The sequence below is a fragment of the Giesbergeria sinuosa genome (assembly GCF_042652905.1).
Lineage (GTDB): Bacteria > Pseudomonadota > Gammaproteobacteria > Burkholderiales > Burkholderiaceae_C > Simplicispira > Simplicispira sinuosa.
On the sequence record NZ_JBHSHJ010000002.1, the window covers coordinates 99,802 to 113,691 of the forward strand.

12 protein-coding genes are annotated in these 13,890 nt (G+C 59.5%); 4 read left to right on the forward strand and 8 right to left on the reverse strand.

Going from position 1 to position 13,890, the window contains the following annotated elements; translation table 11 throughout:
* Positions 1 to 83 precede the first annotated feature (83 nt).
* Positions 84 to 1,475 carry a 30S ribosomal protein S12 methylthiotransferase RimO gene (rimO, locus tag ACFO6X_RS03135; RefSeq protein WP_382429977.1) on the forward strand — a complete coding sequence of 464 codons (1,392 nt, stop codon included), beginning with the start codon at positions 84 to 86 and terminating at the stop codon, positions 1,473 to 1,475.
* A gap of 88 nt (positions 1,476 to 1,563) precedes the next feature.
* On the opposite strand, the gene efp is transcribed toward rimO, so the two are convergent.
* From efp to ACFO6X_RS03150, 3 genes are all read right to left on the reverse strand, one after another.
* A complete protein-coding gene (efp, locus tag ACFO6X_RS03140; protein ID WP_382429979.1) occupies positions 1,564 to 2,118 on the reverse strand; it encodes an elongation factor P in 555 nt (184 codons plus the stop codon).
* Between the two features lie 138 nt (positions 2,119 to 2,256).
* A complete protein-coding gene (gene earP, locus ACFO6X_RS03145; protein WP_382429981.1) occupies positions 2,257 to 3,348 on the reverse strand; it encodes an elongation factor P maturation arginine rhamnosyltransferase EarP in 1,092 nt (363 codons plus the stop codon).
* A 50-nt stretch (positions 3,349 to 3,398) separates the two neighbouring features.
* A complete protein-coding gene (locus ACFO6X_RS03150) occupies positions 3,399 to 4,232 on the reverse strand; it encodes an NADPH-dependent oxidoreductase (protein WP_382429983.1) in 834 nt (277 codons plus the stop codon).
* Positions 4,233 to 4,355: 123 nt separating this feature from the next.
* Between ACFO6X_RS03150 and uvrC the strand changes: the two genes are divergently transcribed.
* On the forward strand, positions 4,356 to 6,311 hold the full coding sequence (gene uvrC, locus ACFO6X_RS03155; RefSeq protein WP_382429985.1) for an excinuclease ABC subunit UvrC: 1,956 nt from the start codon (positions 4,356 to 4,358) through the stop codon (positions 6,309 to 6,311).
* Positions 6,312 to 6,352: 41 nt separating this feature from the next.
* On the forward strand, positions 6,353 to 6,922 hold the full coding sequence (gene pgsA / locus ACFO6X_RS03160) for a CDP-diacylglycerol--glycerol-3-phosphate 3-phosphatidyltransferase (RefSeq protein WP_382429987.1): 570 nt from the start codon (positions 6,353 to 6,355) through the stop codon (positions 6,920 to 6,922).
* Between the two features lie 13 nt (positions 6,923 to 6,935).
* Here pgsA and ACFO6X_RS03165 read toward each other — a convergent pair whose 3' ends face one another.
* From ACFO6X_RS03165 to ACFO6X_RS03185, 5 genes are all read right to left on the reverse strand, one after another.
* Positions 6,936 to 7,880 (reverse strand): XdhC family protein, encoded by a 945-nt coding sequence (locus ACFO6X_RS03165; RefSeq protein WP_382429989.1) that lies wholly within the window; start codon positions 7,878 to 7,880, stop codon positions 6,936 to 6,938.
* Positions 7,873 to 8,355, reverse strand: coding sequence for a hypothetical protein (locus tag ACFO6X_RS03170; RefSeq protein ID WP_382429991.1), 483 nt, complete (start codon positions 8,353 to 8,355; stop codon positions 7,873 to 7,875). The genes ACFO6X_RS03165 and ACFO6X_RS03170 overlap by 8 nt, the downstream gene beginning before the upstream one ends.
* Complete coding sequence (locus ACFO6X_RS03175) at positions 8,336 to 10,603, reverse strand: molybdopterin cofactor-binding domain-containing protein (RefSeq protein ID WP_382429993.1); 2,268 nt, start codon at positions 10,601 to 10,603, stop codon at positions 8,336 to 8,338. Before ACFO6X_RS03175 ends, ACFO6X_RS03170 begins: the two co-directional genes overlap by 20 nt.
* Positions 10,600 to 12,000 carry an FAD binding domain-containing protein gene (locus tag ACFO6X_RS03180; protein ID WP_382429995.1) on the reverse strand — a complete coding sequence of 467 codons (1,401 nt, stop codon included), beginning with the start codon at positions 11,998 to 12,000 and terminating at the stop codon, positions 10,600 to 10,602. The genes ACFO6X_RS03175 and ACFO6X_RS03180 overlap by 4 nt, the downstream gene beginning before the upstream one ends.
* Positions 12,001 to 12,201: 201 nt before the next feature.
* Positions 12,202 to 12,825: an FMN-dependent NADH-azoreductase gene (locus tag ACFO6X_RS03185; protein ID WP_382429997.1), complete on the reverse strand. Its 624-nt coding sequence runs from the start codon at positions 12,823 to 12,825 to the stop codon at positions 12,202 to 12,204.
* Positions 12,826 to 12,952: 127 nt separating this feature from the next.
* Between ACFO6X_RS03185 and ACFO6X_RS03190 the strand changes: the two genes are divergently transcribed.
* Complete coding sequence (locus tag ACFO6X_RS03190; protein ID WP_382429999.1) at positions 12,953 to 13,867, forward strand: LysR family transcriptional regulator; 915 nt, start codon at positions 12,953 to 12,955, stop codon at positions 13,865 to 13,867.
* Positions 13,868 to 13,890: the final 23 nt, after the last annotated feature.

The window sequence follows — 13,890 nt, forward strand, 5'->3', positions numbered from 1 at the left end:
GCTGCTGAAAGCCTGAGGAGCTTTGGGCGGCTTTTACTGACCTTGCTGCGCCTGTTGGGATGCAATGCTGGGACAATACGGGGATGATTGAAGCTTCATCCCCCGCCAAAATTCCAAAAATCGGGTTTGTCAGCTTGGGCTGCCCCAAGGCATTGACCGACTCCGAACTGATCCTCACGCAATTGAGCGCCGAGGGTTACCAGACTTCCAAAACTTTTGATGGGGCCGACTTGGTCATCGTCAATACCTGTGGCTTTATTGACGATGCTGTGAAGGAGAGCTTAGACACCATTGGCGAGGCACTGGCCGAAAACGGTAAGGTTATCGTGACGGGGTGTTTGGGTGCCCGTGCGGGTGACACGGGTGGCAACTTGGTGCGCGAGATGCACCCCAGCGTGCTGGCCGTGACTGGCCCCCATGCGACCCAAGAGGTGATGGACGCTGTGCACCAGAACCTGCCTAAGCCCCACGACCCGTTTGTCGATTTGGTGCCCGGTGGCTTTGGTGTGGCGGGCCTCAAGCTCACGCCCAAGCATTACGCTTACCTGAAAATCAGTGAGGGCTGCAACCACCGTTGTACCTTCTGCATCATCCCGTCGATGCGCGGGGATTTGGTTTCGCGTCCGGTGGGCGATGTGTTGTCGGAGGCCAAGGCGCTGTTTGCTGGTGGCGTGAAAGAGTTGTTGGTGATCAGCCAGGACACATCGGCCTATGGTGTCGATGTCAAGTACCGCACGGGCTTTTGGGATGGTAAGCCGGTCAAGACACGGATGCTGGAGTTGGTGCAAACACTGGGCGAAATTGCCAAGCCGTATGGCGCTTGGGTGCGTTTGCACTATGTTTATCCTTACCCCAGTGTAGATGAGGTCATTCCGCTGATGGCCCAAGGCTTGGTGCTGCCTTATCTGGATGTGCCGTTCCAGCACAGTCACCCAGAGGTGCTCAAGCGCATGAAGCGTCCTGCCAGTGGTGAGAAAAATCTGGAGCGTATCCAACGCTGGCGCGAAGCTTGTCCCGATTTGGTGATTCGCAGCACTTTCATTGCGGGGTTTCCGGGAGAAACCGAAGAGGAGTTCCAGCACCTGCTGGATTTCTTGCGCGAGGCGCAGATCGACCGTGCAGGCTGTTTTGCCTACAGCGATGTGAAGGGCGCTGTAGCCAACGAGTTGCCTGGCATGTTGCCGTTAGAACTGCGCGAGGAGCGCCGGGCGCGGTTTATGGCGGTGGCAGAAGAAGTGTCGATTGCCCGTTTGCAGCGCCGCGTTGGTGCCACCATGCAGGTGTTGGTGGATTCCGCCCCTGCGTTAGGGCGTAAAGGTGGTGTGGGCCGCAGCTATGCCGATGCACCCGAGATTGACGGCACCGTGCAATTGTTGCCTCCCGAAAAGATCAGCAAGCAGCTCAAGGTGGGAGAATTTACCAAGGCGCGTATTGTGGGCGTGCGTGGACACGATTTGGTGGGGCAGCCGTTCTGAGTGCCGTGCATCGCGGAAGCCGTATGTTCCGCCCATGAAAAAAAGGCTTCCCACAGGGAAGCCTTTTTGCTGGGCAGGCCAGTTTGGTTTAAACGCGCTTGCGGTATTCGCCAGTGCGGGTGTCGATTTCGATTTTGTCGCCTTGGCTGACAAACAGTGGCACAGGCACTTCAAAGCCGGTTGCAATCTTGGCAGGCTTGAGCACTTTGCCAGAGGTGTCGCCCTTGACGGCGGGTTCAGTCCAAGTGACTTCACGCACCACGGTGGTGGGCAGTTCGACAGAGATGGCCTTGCCGTCATAGAACACTACTTCAACGGTCATGCCGTCTTCGAGGTAGTTCAACGAGTCGCCCATGTTTTCGGCTTCAACTTCGTACTGGTTGTACTCGGTGTCCATGCAGACGTACATAGGGTCGGCAAAGTAAGAGTAGGTGCACTCTTTCTTGTCCAGAATGACGTTGTCGATCTTGTCGTCGGCCTTGAACACGTTTTCGGTGCCGAAGTTGCCGATCAGGCTCTTGAGCTTCATGCGCACAGTAGCAGCACCACGGCCACCACGGGCGTATTCGGTTTTCAGCACGACCATAGGATCTTTGCCGTGCATGATGACATTGCCAGCGCGGATTTCTTGAGCGATTTTCATAGGAGATTTGCAGGGGTTGGGGCCGCTCTACGCGCGCAAGGGGCGGCTGGCAGGCCGCGCCGGAGCAGGTTCGGCGGCAAGGGTGCGCGGCGCCGGGTACAACAACGTAGCCAGCCCGATTGCGCAAAACCAGAGATTTTAGCGTTGAGCCGTACAAAACCCTAGAAGCTGGGTCAACAAATCCTCTTGTTGCAGGAGTTGTTTGCGGGCGGCCTGCACGCAGGCTGCCCATTCTTCTAGCAGTGCGGTGGTGATAGTTGGCAAGGGCGCGTCGATCAAACCATTCCAGACGGCATGAAATTGGCGCAAGGAGGGCGGTGCATGCAGCCAGTCTAAAAAGGCGTGCAGCTTGGCGTGGTGGGCATTGTCGTGTTGTGGGTAGATGTGCCAGACCAGTGGTTGCCCTGCCCAGAGGGCACGCACCAGCGAGTCTTCGCCGCGCACCAAGTTCAAGTCACAGGCCCAGAGCATTTCATCAAAGGCGGGCTGGGTGACGGGCGCCAGCGTGGTGAGGGTGAGCTGGCCGCTGGCGGGGCAGGCAGACGTTGCCAGGGCCGATTGCACGGCTGTTGTTGCCCGTCCGGGTGTGAGCAGCAGGTGGGTGTGGGAGGGGGCGCTCTGTTGGCATTGGGTCAACAGCGCGGGTAGGCCTGCGGGTTCGTAGCAAAAGAGGCTGATCCAGCGTGCTGGTGCTGGCAGGCCTTGTTGGGGGGTATGGGCTTGGCGCCAAGCCGCCCGGTCAAAACATGCTTGGCGTTGTAGCAGGTCGGGTTCGCGCAACAGGCCGCCAGTGGCAGAAGTAAAGCCAGGGTAAAAAAACCATTTTGTCCAGCCGCTGGCCGGGCCATGCTGCACGGGCGAGGGTAGGCGGTGGCAACGCTCGACGTAGTGCTCGGCAGAGAGGTATTCAAGGTTGATCCATACCGGCGGTGCGTGACCATTGCGTTGGGTCTGTGCTGCCACCTGTGCGATAAAGGGCGTATCGATCTCGCAGCCAAACGCCTCGACCAACACATCGCTGGGGGCGTCACTCGGCAGGAGGCCACTGCCCCACGCACGCACCTGTATGTTGGTATGGCCTTGCGCAGGGGCCATCCAAACCAAGGCGCTGGCATCGTCTGTCCAAAGGCGTACTTGCTGTGCTTGTGTAGCCAGATTGCAGGCCAGACGCCAGCACACGCCAATGTCACCAAAGTTGTCTATGACCTGACAAAAAATATCCCATTGCATTGGTAGGCAGCTCCTTGGTGAGCGATTGTCGCGGCTGTGGCTTGTGTCGTTTAGCGCAAGGACAGACCCGCCCGTTGCAGGGATTGGGACAGTTGGGCGCGGCCATGCAGGGCTGCAGCATCACGTAGCCGTGTGACTACCTGCTGGCTCCACTGGCTGGCGGGCATGCCCTGTGCTGCTTGAAAGGCGGCCAGGCGCTGGTCAAAGTCGCCAATTTCATCTTCAAGGCTTTGCGGTGCTTGGTAGCGTTCGCGGTGCAATACAGCACTTTGTGCCAGCCGGGGTTTGATGGCAGCTGGGCGGGCAGTGGGGTCGGGCTGGCCTACCACCAGACCAAATATTGGAAAGACGCCTGCGGGTGTGCCCAGCAACTGGGCAACGGCCTCGGGCTGATTGCGCAGGCCACCGATATATACCGTGCCCAAACCCAGTGCTTCGGCGGCCAGCACGGCATTTTGTGCTGCCAGCGCGGCATCAATGACGGCAAGCAGTGTGGTGTCGAGGTACTGTACGCCTTCGGCACGTTGTTGTTGGTATTGGGCGATGCGTTCAATGCGTGAAACATCGGCCAGCCAAGCCAAAAACAGCGGCGCTTGGCGCACATGGGCTTGGTGGCCTGCCAGTTCTGCCAGTTGGGCCCGGCGTTCGGGGGCTTCAATCGCAATCACACTCCAAGCCTGTAAATTGGAGGAGGTGGCCGCCGATTGGGCAGCGGCTATCAATGTCTCTAGCGTGCCTTCGGGCAGGGCATCGGGTAGAAAATGGCGGACAGAGCGGTGGCTGAGAATCTGCTCTAGTATGGGCAAGGCTGCATCGGGTGCCTGTAGATCGGGGGCGTGGGCGCCGTAGCGGATGGACAGGTATTGAGGCAACGGGACAGACATGGAAGGAAAACTCCAAGAGTAGGCACAAGCCTCGCACTGTAGCGATATGGGCCAATGCTTGCAGATATAAGCCTATGCCCTGCATAGCGCACAGTCTTACTGTGGCAGGCCACAATAGCGGTTATGTCTGATGATGTTGCTGCTGTGCATCCCCCCGAGTTGTTGGCGCAGGTAGCGGCCTTGCCCGCCTTGCCGGGCGTTTACCGTTATTTTGATGCCCAGGGCGGGCTGCTCTATGTGGGCAAGGCGCTGCACCTCAAGCGCCGTGTAGCCAGCTATTTTCAGAAAAACTGGGACGGCACCCGCATCGGCCACATGGTGGGAAAAATTGCCCGGTTAGAGACCACGGTGGTGCGTTCGGAGGCGGAGGCGTTGTTGCTGGAAAGCAACCTCATCAAGACCTTGCAGCCGCGCTACAACATTTTGTTTCGTGATGACAAGAGTTATCCCTACCTGCAACTGACCGGCGTGACAGCGCACGACGGCCACGGAGAGCCGCCTTGGCAGCGTTTTGCCCGGTTGGCTTACTACCGGGGGGCGGTCGATAACAAGCACCGCTATTTTGGCCCCTATCCCAGCGCATGGGCGGTGAAAGAAACGATTGAGCTGCTGCAAAAGGTGTTCCGGCTGCGCACTTGTGAAGATACGGTGTTTAACCACCGGTCTCGGCCTTGTTTGCTGTTCCAGATTAGGCGTTGCAGTGGCCCGTGCGTAGACAAAATCTCTGCCGAAGATTACGCCCGTGATGTGGCCGATGCCCAAGCCTTGTTGCGTGGTGAGGCCGACACAGTGCTGGCGCAGTTGCAACAACGCATGATGGCCCATGCCGAGCGGCTGGAGTTTGAGCTGGCGGCAGAGTTGCGCAACCAGATTGCGGCGTTGTCGCAGGTGTTGCAGCAGCAGTCGGTCTCTACCACAGATGACCGGGATGTGGATATTTTGGCGGTGCGTGTGCAGGGTGGGCGGGCTTGCGTTAATTTGGCCATGGTGCGTGGGGGCCGCCATTTGGGCGATCGGGCTTATTTTCCCGTGCAGGTACAAGAGGCTACGGCACTGGCTTTGCCAGAGGCAGAGCGGCCTGAGGAGGCTGGTGTGGCGTCTGAGGTGTTGCATGCCTTTATGGCGCAGCATTATTTGGGCGTGCCAGTACCGCCAGTGTTGGTACTGCCCATGCCGCTAGCAGCCCCCTTGTTGCAATTGCTGTCGCAACAAAATGGCCAGCGTGTCCATGCGGTGCATCAGCCGCGTGGTTTGCGCCGTACTTGGCTGGAGATGGCGCAACACAATGCCGAGCTGCAATTGGCTCGGCTGCTGGCTGAAGAAGGCTCGCAACAGGCGCGTACCAGCGCCTTGGCCCAAGTGCTGGATTTGCCGTTGGCCGATGTGGCGCAGTTGCGCATTGAGTGCTTTGACATCTCGCACACGGCGGGCGAGGCAACCCAAGCTTCGTGCGTGGTGTTTCAGGGGCACCAGATGCAGCCCAGCCAATACCGCCGTTACAAAATCGACGGTATTACTGGCGGCGATGACTATGCGGCCATGCGCCAGGTACTCATGCGCCGCTACAGCAAGCTGGCACAAGCCCAGCATGATGAGGCCGATGGCGCCGATACGGCACCCACATCGGCCCGTGTGCCCGATCTGGTGCTGGTAGATGGTGGGCAGGGGCAAGTCAAGGTAGCGCAGGCCGTGTTTGAGGCGCTGGGGCTGGATGTATCGCGCATCGTTGGGGTCGAGAAGGGCGAGGGCCGCAAAGTGGGGCTAGAGGAGCTGGTGTTTGCCGATGGCCGCTCTAAGCTGGCGCTGGCCGCAGATTCTGCGGCCCTGATGTTGGTGGCGCAGATTCGCGATGAGGCACATCGCTTTGCCATCACAGGAATGCGTGCCGCACGCGCCAAGGTGCGCACTGGCGGCAGCCGGTTGGAAGATATTGCTGGTATTGGCCCTAAAAGGCGTGCCCGGTTGTTGCAGCGTTTTGGTGGTGTTCGTGGGGTGGCAGCAGCCAGCGTGCAAGATTTGGCGACGGTGGAGGGTATTTCGCTCGCCTTGGCCGAAACGATTTATCAGGCACTGCGCTGATTGTCCTTGTGGCGACACCTTGGCATGACACAATCGCGGCCATGTTCTGGACTATCCCCACCCTCATGACCTGGACGCGCATTGTCGCGATACCCTTGATCGTCGGGGTGTTTTATGCGCCGTTCGATTTGGCCACGCGCAATTTGCTGGCCACAGTGATGTTTGTGTTGTTTGCAGCCACCGATTGGCTCGATGGCTATTTGGCGCGCAAACTCAACCAAACTTCTTCCTTTGGCGCGTTTCTGGATCCAGTGGCCGACAAGTTTTTGGTGTGCGCCTCTTTGCTGGTGCTGGTGCATTTGCAGCGCGCCGATGTGTTTGTGGCGCTCATCATCATTGGCCGAGAGATTGCGATTTCGGCCTTGCGTGAGTGGATGGCCCAGATCGGTGCCAGCAAGAGTGTGGCGGTGCACATGCTGGGCAAGCTCAAGACAACGGTGCAGATGGTGGCGATTCCGTTCCTGCTCTACGATGGGCAGTTGTTGGGGTTGGTCGATACCGGTGTTTGGGGCACTTGGCTGATTTGGATTTCTGCCGTGCTTACCGTGTGGTCTATGGTGTATTACTTGCAAAAGGCACTGCCAGAAATTCGTGCCAGAGTGCAGCAATAGGCAGTGCAAGCGTTTAGGCCAAACAGTGGCGCAATTGGTGGCGCCGCGAGATCATTTCTGCCGCAATGCTGATGGCAATTTCTGCCGGGGTGTGGCTGCCAATGGGCAGCCCCATGGGGGCATGAAAAAATGCTGGGCGTGGTTTGCGCCCTAGGATGCGGGCAATTTTGGCGGTGCTGCCCAGCAACCCCAGATAGCCCAGCATCTTGCCTTCCAGTGCTGTCAATGCCGCCGCATCGCGCTCCCAAGCGTGGGTCATGATGCCCACAAAAACCAGTGTTCCATCGGGGATGGTGTGGGCCAGTGCCTCGTAAGGCAGGTTGAGCTGGGCGTGGGCATGGTGGTTGGCGGCCAAGGTGGTGATGCCTTGTCGTTCTTCGCAGACCACCACCCGGAAGTTCACCCCCACCAGCAGGGCCGAGAGCGCCAAACTCACATGACCACCACCAACCAGCCAGACTTCGCCTTCGGTGCCACAGTGGTGCGTATAGACCCAATGTGCCGCATCTGTGTCCACCCAGCTAGGCTGGGCATGGGGGGGGGCAGGTGCCCAGCCTTGGGGGGAGAGTTGCCATGCAAAAGGCTGTTGGTCATGGAGCTGGTCGATGAGATGTTGGATGTCCGCCATTTGGTTGGGCTCCAACAGGGCCAGGACGGTCGTTTGGCTGCCGCCGCAAACCATGCCAGAGGTGGATGGCGTGTGCGAGCGGTGTATTTGGTGCAAACGCTGCACGACTGTATGGCCTGTGGTGAGCAGGGGTTGGGCTTGTTGAATGGTGAGGTATTCGGCCTGCCCCCCACCCACAGTGCCAGCCAGCGGCCCATGCCGTCCTATGGCTAGCAGAGCACCTGATTTGCCAGGGGAGCTGCCTTGGCTGTGTACCACGGCAGCTAGCACCACGGGGCGGTGCGCGGCCAGCTCTTGCACAACGGCATGCCAGAGATCGATTTCAGCCAAACCAGACCTCGCTCCAAGCGTAATACACGGCCATCATTGCCGAGAAGACGGCACTACCCACCACGCGGTGCGGTGGTGCAAGGCGGTTTTGTATCAAGTAGTTGGCGGTCAGGGCCAGTGGGGCATTGCAGACAAAAGAAAAAGCACCTGTGAGCAGTACGCCAGTGTGCAAGTCGGCTATCCTCCCTTCCAATAGGCGCAATAGCCAAGTGTGGCGGGCAATCCACAACGGGTTGAACCACAGCCATCCTAACGCAGCACGTTGCCAGCGCCCACAGTGCTGGGGCTGGTGGGCAAAGCGGCGTTCAATCCAAGCAAAATATGCCCGAATTTCTGGGGCATACAACACAGCGCCTACCAAGCCAATGCCCAAAGCACGCAACAGCTGGGGCGTGCCCAAAATGGATGTTGCTGCCAGATCGCCAGCGCCATATACCAGTCCGATACGCAGCCGTTCAAGGGGGGTCATTGCCATGCAATAGGCCAAAAATAGCTTCGGAGGTGAGTGGCGCACGAAACACTGCCGCGGCTTGCGGTTGCCAAGACGTGATGGCATCTTGCAGCGCAAAGTAGGCGGCTAAACCATACACCAGAGGCGGCTCGCCTACGGCCTTGCTGTGCAGTATGCCTGCGGGGCCGCCATTGTGGGGCAGGAATTCGATCTCTATCGGTGGGGAGCTGTCTAAATCGGGAATTTTGTAACTGGCGAGGTTGTCGGTGAGTAGGCGGCCTTGGCTGTCATGACGGATTTCTTCGCTGGTCATCCAGCCCATACCTTGCACGATGGCCCCTTCGATTTGCCCCCGGTCGGTACTGGCGTCTAGACTGTGCCCAATGTCGTGTACCACCCGTACAGCATCAATGCGCCCCGTGCCCAGCAGCACATCCACGGTAGCCTCCATCAGTGCGGTGCCATACACATGGTAGGCAAAGGGCTGGCCTTGGTTGCGCTGCGGGTCAAAGTGCAGGTTGGCGCTGGCGTAGTGGGCCAATGCCGACAAATGGATGCGCTGGCGGTAGGCTTGGGCAATCAGCTCGTTCCATGGCACGCGCGCTTGCTGGGCATGGGCATGGCCTTCCAAAAACATCACCTCTGCTGCTGGGGCGTTCAGCAGCGCAGCAGCCACAGGCCGCAGCCGTTGCAGAATGTCGAGGCAGGCTTGGCGGGCTGCGCCGCCGTTGAGATCGGCACCGGTACTGGCGGCAGTGGGTGAAACATTGGCTACGCGCAGGGTGCTGGTGGGCATCACTTGCACTTGGGCCACAGGCAGGCCCAAAGTCTCGGCCACGATGCGCTGCACTTTGCCATGCACGCCCTGGCCCATCTCTATCGCTCCGGTAGTTACGGCTACCGAGCCATCGGTATAAACATGCACCAGCGCCTGCGCTTGGTTGAGCAGTGTCGCCGTAAAGGCAATGCCAAAACACACTGGCACCACGGCCATCCCTTTGCGGTAGCGGGGTTGGGTGGCATTCCAAGCCGTGATGCGTTGGCGGCAGGTGGCGATGCCATTTTCTCGGGCCAGCATTTGCCAACTGGCCTCGGCCTTGGGTTGCTGGGCACACATGCCATAAGGAAAAACATCGCCATCGCGCAGCAGATTGCGCGCTTGGAGTGTCTCTGGGGGGCAACGCAATTGGTGGGCAGCGGCGCGGATGGCCGACTCCATCACAAAGATGGCCTGTGGTGCTCCAAACCCCCGAAACGCCGTATTGGAGGGTAAATGGGTACGGCAACTGTGGGCCGTGACCCGCACATGGGGGATGGCATAGGCATTGGTGGCGTGGAACAGGGAGCGTTCCAGAATGGCTGGGGATAAGTCGGTACACCAGCCTGCGTTTTGCCACAGTTGGGCCTCGTAGGCCACAAAGCGCCCATTGGCATCCAGTCCCAACTTGAAGTGGGCTTGGTATGGATGGCGTTTGCCAGTGATACGCATGTCGTCGCTGCGGTCGGGCCACAGGCGTACGGGCTGTTGCAGGCGCTGTGCAGCCAAGGCGGCCAAACAGGCCCAGAGTGTGGCTTGCTCCTCTTTGCCACCAAAACCGCCACCCAACCTGCCTGCCACTACCTCAATCGCGTGCATGGGCAGCCCGGTGATGGTGGCTACGGCCTTGTGTACGCCGCTGGGTGACTGGGTGGCGCTGTGCAGCAGCAGCCCACCGTCGTCGCGCGGCAGTGCCAAGGCGCATTGGGTTTCCATATAAAGATGCTCGGCTGAGCCGATTTCTACTGTGCCACTGACCACAATGGCGCAGCAGCCCCACGCTGTATCAACATCGCCTAGCGCAAAGGTGCGGGGTGGTTGTAGCAAGGCTCCAGCAGCCAAGGCCGAAGCCATATCTAGGCAGGCAGGCAGTGGCGTCCAGTCGGCAGTAACCAAGTGGCTACCTTGCCACGCGGCCTCTATGCTGTCGGCCACCACCAGCGCGTAGGGTTCACCGACGCAGTGCACCTCTTGCTCTGCCAGCAGCGGCTCGTCATGGGCCAGGTTGCTGATGTCATTGCGTCTCAAGATGTCGGCGGCGGTAAGGATGGCCCGTACCCCTGGCACTGCCAAAGCGGCGGCACTGTCGATCTGGCTGAAGCGGGCATGGGCATGCGGCGAGGTAGCGGGTAGCGCGTGTAAACAGCCTTGGGGCAGTGACAGGTCGCTGGTAAAGCGGGTTTTGCCTTGGGCCAAATTTTGTAAGCTGGATGGCAAAAGGGGGGCGGTGCTCATGTGAGTTCCTCCCAACGCAGGGTGGGGTGCAACGCTTGCAGGTGATCCAGCAACAGATGGTGCAACAGGCGGCGCTTGTATTGGGTGCTACCGCGCACATCGTCGATGGGGGCGATTTCGGTATCCATGACGGCGAGGGCTGTGTGCAGCGTGTTGGCAGTCAGGGGCTGACCGCTCAAAGCTGCAGCAGTGCGGTGCAGGCACAGTGGATAAGGTGCTACGCCCCCAGCACTGAGCTGCACAGTGCCTAGCTGCCCTTCTGTCCCCGCATCAATTGCCATGCTGCTGTTGACCGACGCAATATCGTCCAGCCAGCGTTTGCTCACTTTGGCACAGTGCAGGCGTCGCCCTGGCTGACGGGGGATGTGGATGTGTGAGATCAGCTCGCCAGCTTGCAAGGCGGTGCGGTGGTATGCCAGATAGAACTGCGCTAGCGGCAGCCGGCGTATCCCGTTGGTGGATTGCAGACTCAATTCTGCCCCCAGTGCTAGCAGCACCACGGCCAGATCGGCAATGGGTGAGGCATTGGCCAGATTGCCCCCGATGGTGGCGCTGCGGCGGATGCTGGGCGAGGCAAAGCGATCCAAAAAAACCGGCAGATTTGGCCACTCTGCGGCAATCAGTGGTTCATGCTGGCATTGCGCTATGGTGACGGCTGCGCCCAGGTGCAACCAATGCCTATCGGCCTGAATTTGTTGCCATTCAACAATTTGCTGCAAGCGCAACCAAGGCTGTACGGTGTTGGCGCGGTGGTGTGCTTGCTGTACGGTATGGTCAGTTTCGCCCGCCACGATGGTGCAGGCTGGTGCAGCGCCGTGGGTGGGTGCGGGGATGGAGGGGTGTGGCTGGAGCCGTTGGCCGGCTTGGGCCACTGCTGGCGATAGCAGACCCCTGTCTGCCAAGGCTGGCAGCTGGCCTGCGGGTGGCCCAGAGAGTGGCTCTAGCCGGGTGCAGGCCCGTCGGATGCCACCATACCCCGTGCACCGGCAAAGATTGCCTGCCACGGCGGCGGCTGGCTGTTCACCGTTGAGCAGGGCTGCGGTGAGGGCCACCACCAGTCCTGGGGTGCAATAGCCGCATTGGATGCCGCCCTCTTCTGCCAGTGCCTGCTGCACCAGTGTGGGTGTGGCGAGGTTCAGCCCCTCTAGCGTGATCAGGTGGCAGCCTGCCACGCGGCCGGTACTGAGCAAACAACTGTTGACGGCTTGGTAATGTGGTTGGGTTTGGCCTGCCGGGATTTCGCCCAGTAGCACCAAGCACGCAGCGCAGTCACCCGTACCACAGGCCAATTTGGTGGCCGTGAGGCCGTGGTGCTGGCGCAGAAAGCTCAGCAGGTTGGTGCCTTCGTCGGTGGGTAACGCAACGGTGGTGGCATTGAGAATCAGGGGTCTGGACATGGAAGCACCTTGACAAGCAGCAGAGGCACTGCATGGAGTGCCCATTCTGATTGTTGTCCAGCCTAGCAGGTGCGGCCTAGAGCAGCCAGAGGGATTGGCCCTGTGTTGGGCATTGTCCGTAGCAAAAACCCGGCGCAAGGCCGGGGTAGAACATGGTGCCTGCGCAGCAGCAGCCGAGCGGTATGGGAGGTGCTGAGGCTTTTAAGCCGCAGATCCTTGGACGGCAGCAGCGATATCGCGGGTGGCAAGCTCCAGTGCCTGTGCTTTGGCGGCATCACCCATCGCCACACCTTCGGCCCGCACGATGCGCACATCGGTCACACCAAAAAAACCCAGTACAGTTTGCAGGTAGCTTTCTTGGTGCTCCATCGCTTGACCAGCTTCGCTGGTTGAGTAAATACCGCCACGGGTCGAGGCGATGATCACGGTTTTGCCCTGAGCCAGCCCTTCGGGGCCGTTGGCGGTATAGCGGAAAGTGCGGCCCGGCTGGGCAATACGATCCACCCAGGCTTTGAGTTGACTGGGAATGCTGAAGTTGTAGAACGGAGCACCAATCACCACCACATCGGCAGCCAGAAACTGGCTGACCAGCCGCTCCGAGACAGCGTTTTCGCGCTGTTGTGTTTCACTCAACCCCTCGGTTTGTCCAGTGCGGGGGGCCATAGCATCCATCGTGAAATGACCAGGCGCGTCTGCCACCAAATCAATGTAACTTACCTCAGTATTGATATGGGCAGTTTTCCAAGCATCCACAATTTGAGCCGTCAATTGGCGCGAAACAGAGCCAGCACCAGTGATAGCGGAATCGATGTGCAGCAATTGCATAGTGTGTCTTTCAATAAGGAGGCCACCAGTGGCAGCGATGGGATGAATTGTCATTGGGTTCTAGTGGCGTGATAAGTAGGCAAAATTGGGTTGATTAGTTCTATTTTTGGAACAGTGAGCCCCATCTATGCAAGACCTCAATGACATGTTGTACTTTGCCGAAGTGGTAGAGCGTGGTGGCTTTGCTGCAGCTGGGCGGGCCTTGGGTATTCCCAAATCACGTTTGTCCCGCCGGGTATCGGAGTTAGAAAACCAATTGGGCGTACGGTTGTTACAGCGCACCACCCGCAAGCTCTCACTGACCGAGGTGGGCGAGGCCTACCTGCGCCATTGCCAGGCGCTGCGCGAAGCAGCCCAAGCGGCCCAAGAGGTGGTGAGCCAAGTGCAAACCGCGCCGCGTGGCACGATCCGTATCAGTTGTCCGGTCACGCTGGCGCAAACCGTGCTGGGAGAGTTAATGCCCGAGTTTCTGGCCCGTCATCCTTTGGTGCGGGTAGAAATGCAAGTCACCAACCGGGCTATCCATTTGATCGAAGAAGGGGTGGATGTGGCGCTGCGCGTACGCTCCTCGCTGGAGGACAGTGGCACTCTGGTCATTAAGCGGTTAGATATGGCCCGGCAGGTACTGGTAGCCAGCCCAGCCCTGCTTCAGCGCCAAGGAACACCCACCACCTTGACAGATTTGCTGCGCATGGACAGCATAGCCATGTCGGCCCCTGACGGTCGTGCCATTTGGCACCTGAGTGGCCCAGAGGGTGCCGACCAAGTGCTGCACCACCATCCCCGCTATGTAGCCGATGATCTGCTAACGCTCAAGTTTGCCGCCTTGGCCGGCACAGGCATTTGCTGGTTGCCCGACTATATGTGCTACGAGGAGATGCGCGATGGCCGTTTGGTGCAGGTGCTGCCTGCATGGGCGCCCACACCGGGCATTGTCCATGCGGTGTTTCCGTCGCGCCGGGGGCTGGCTCCAGCGGTACGCAGTTTTTTGGACTACTTGGAGCAGGGCATCCCCGGGCGTTTGAGGTCGCCCCCTGTGTGAGGGCTGGTTGAGCGCCAGTGTGG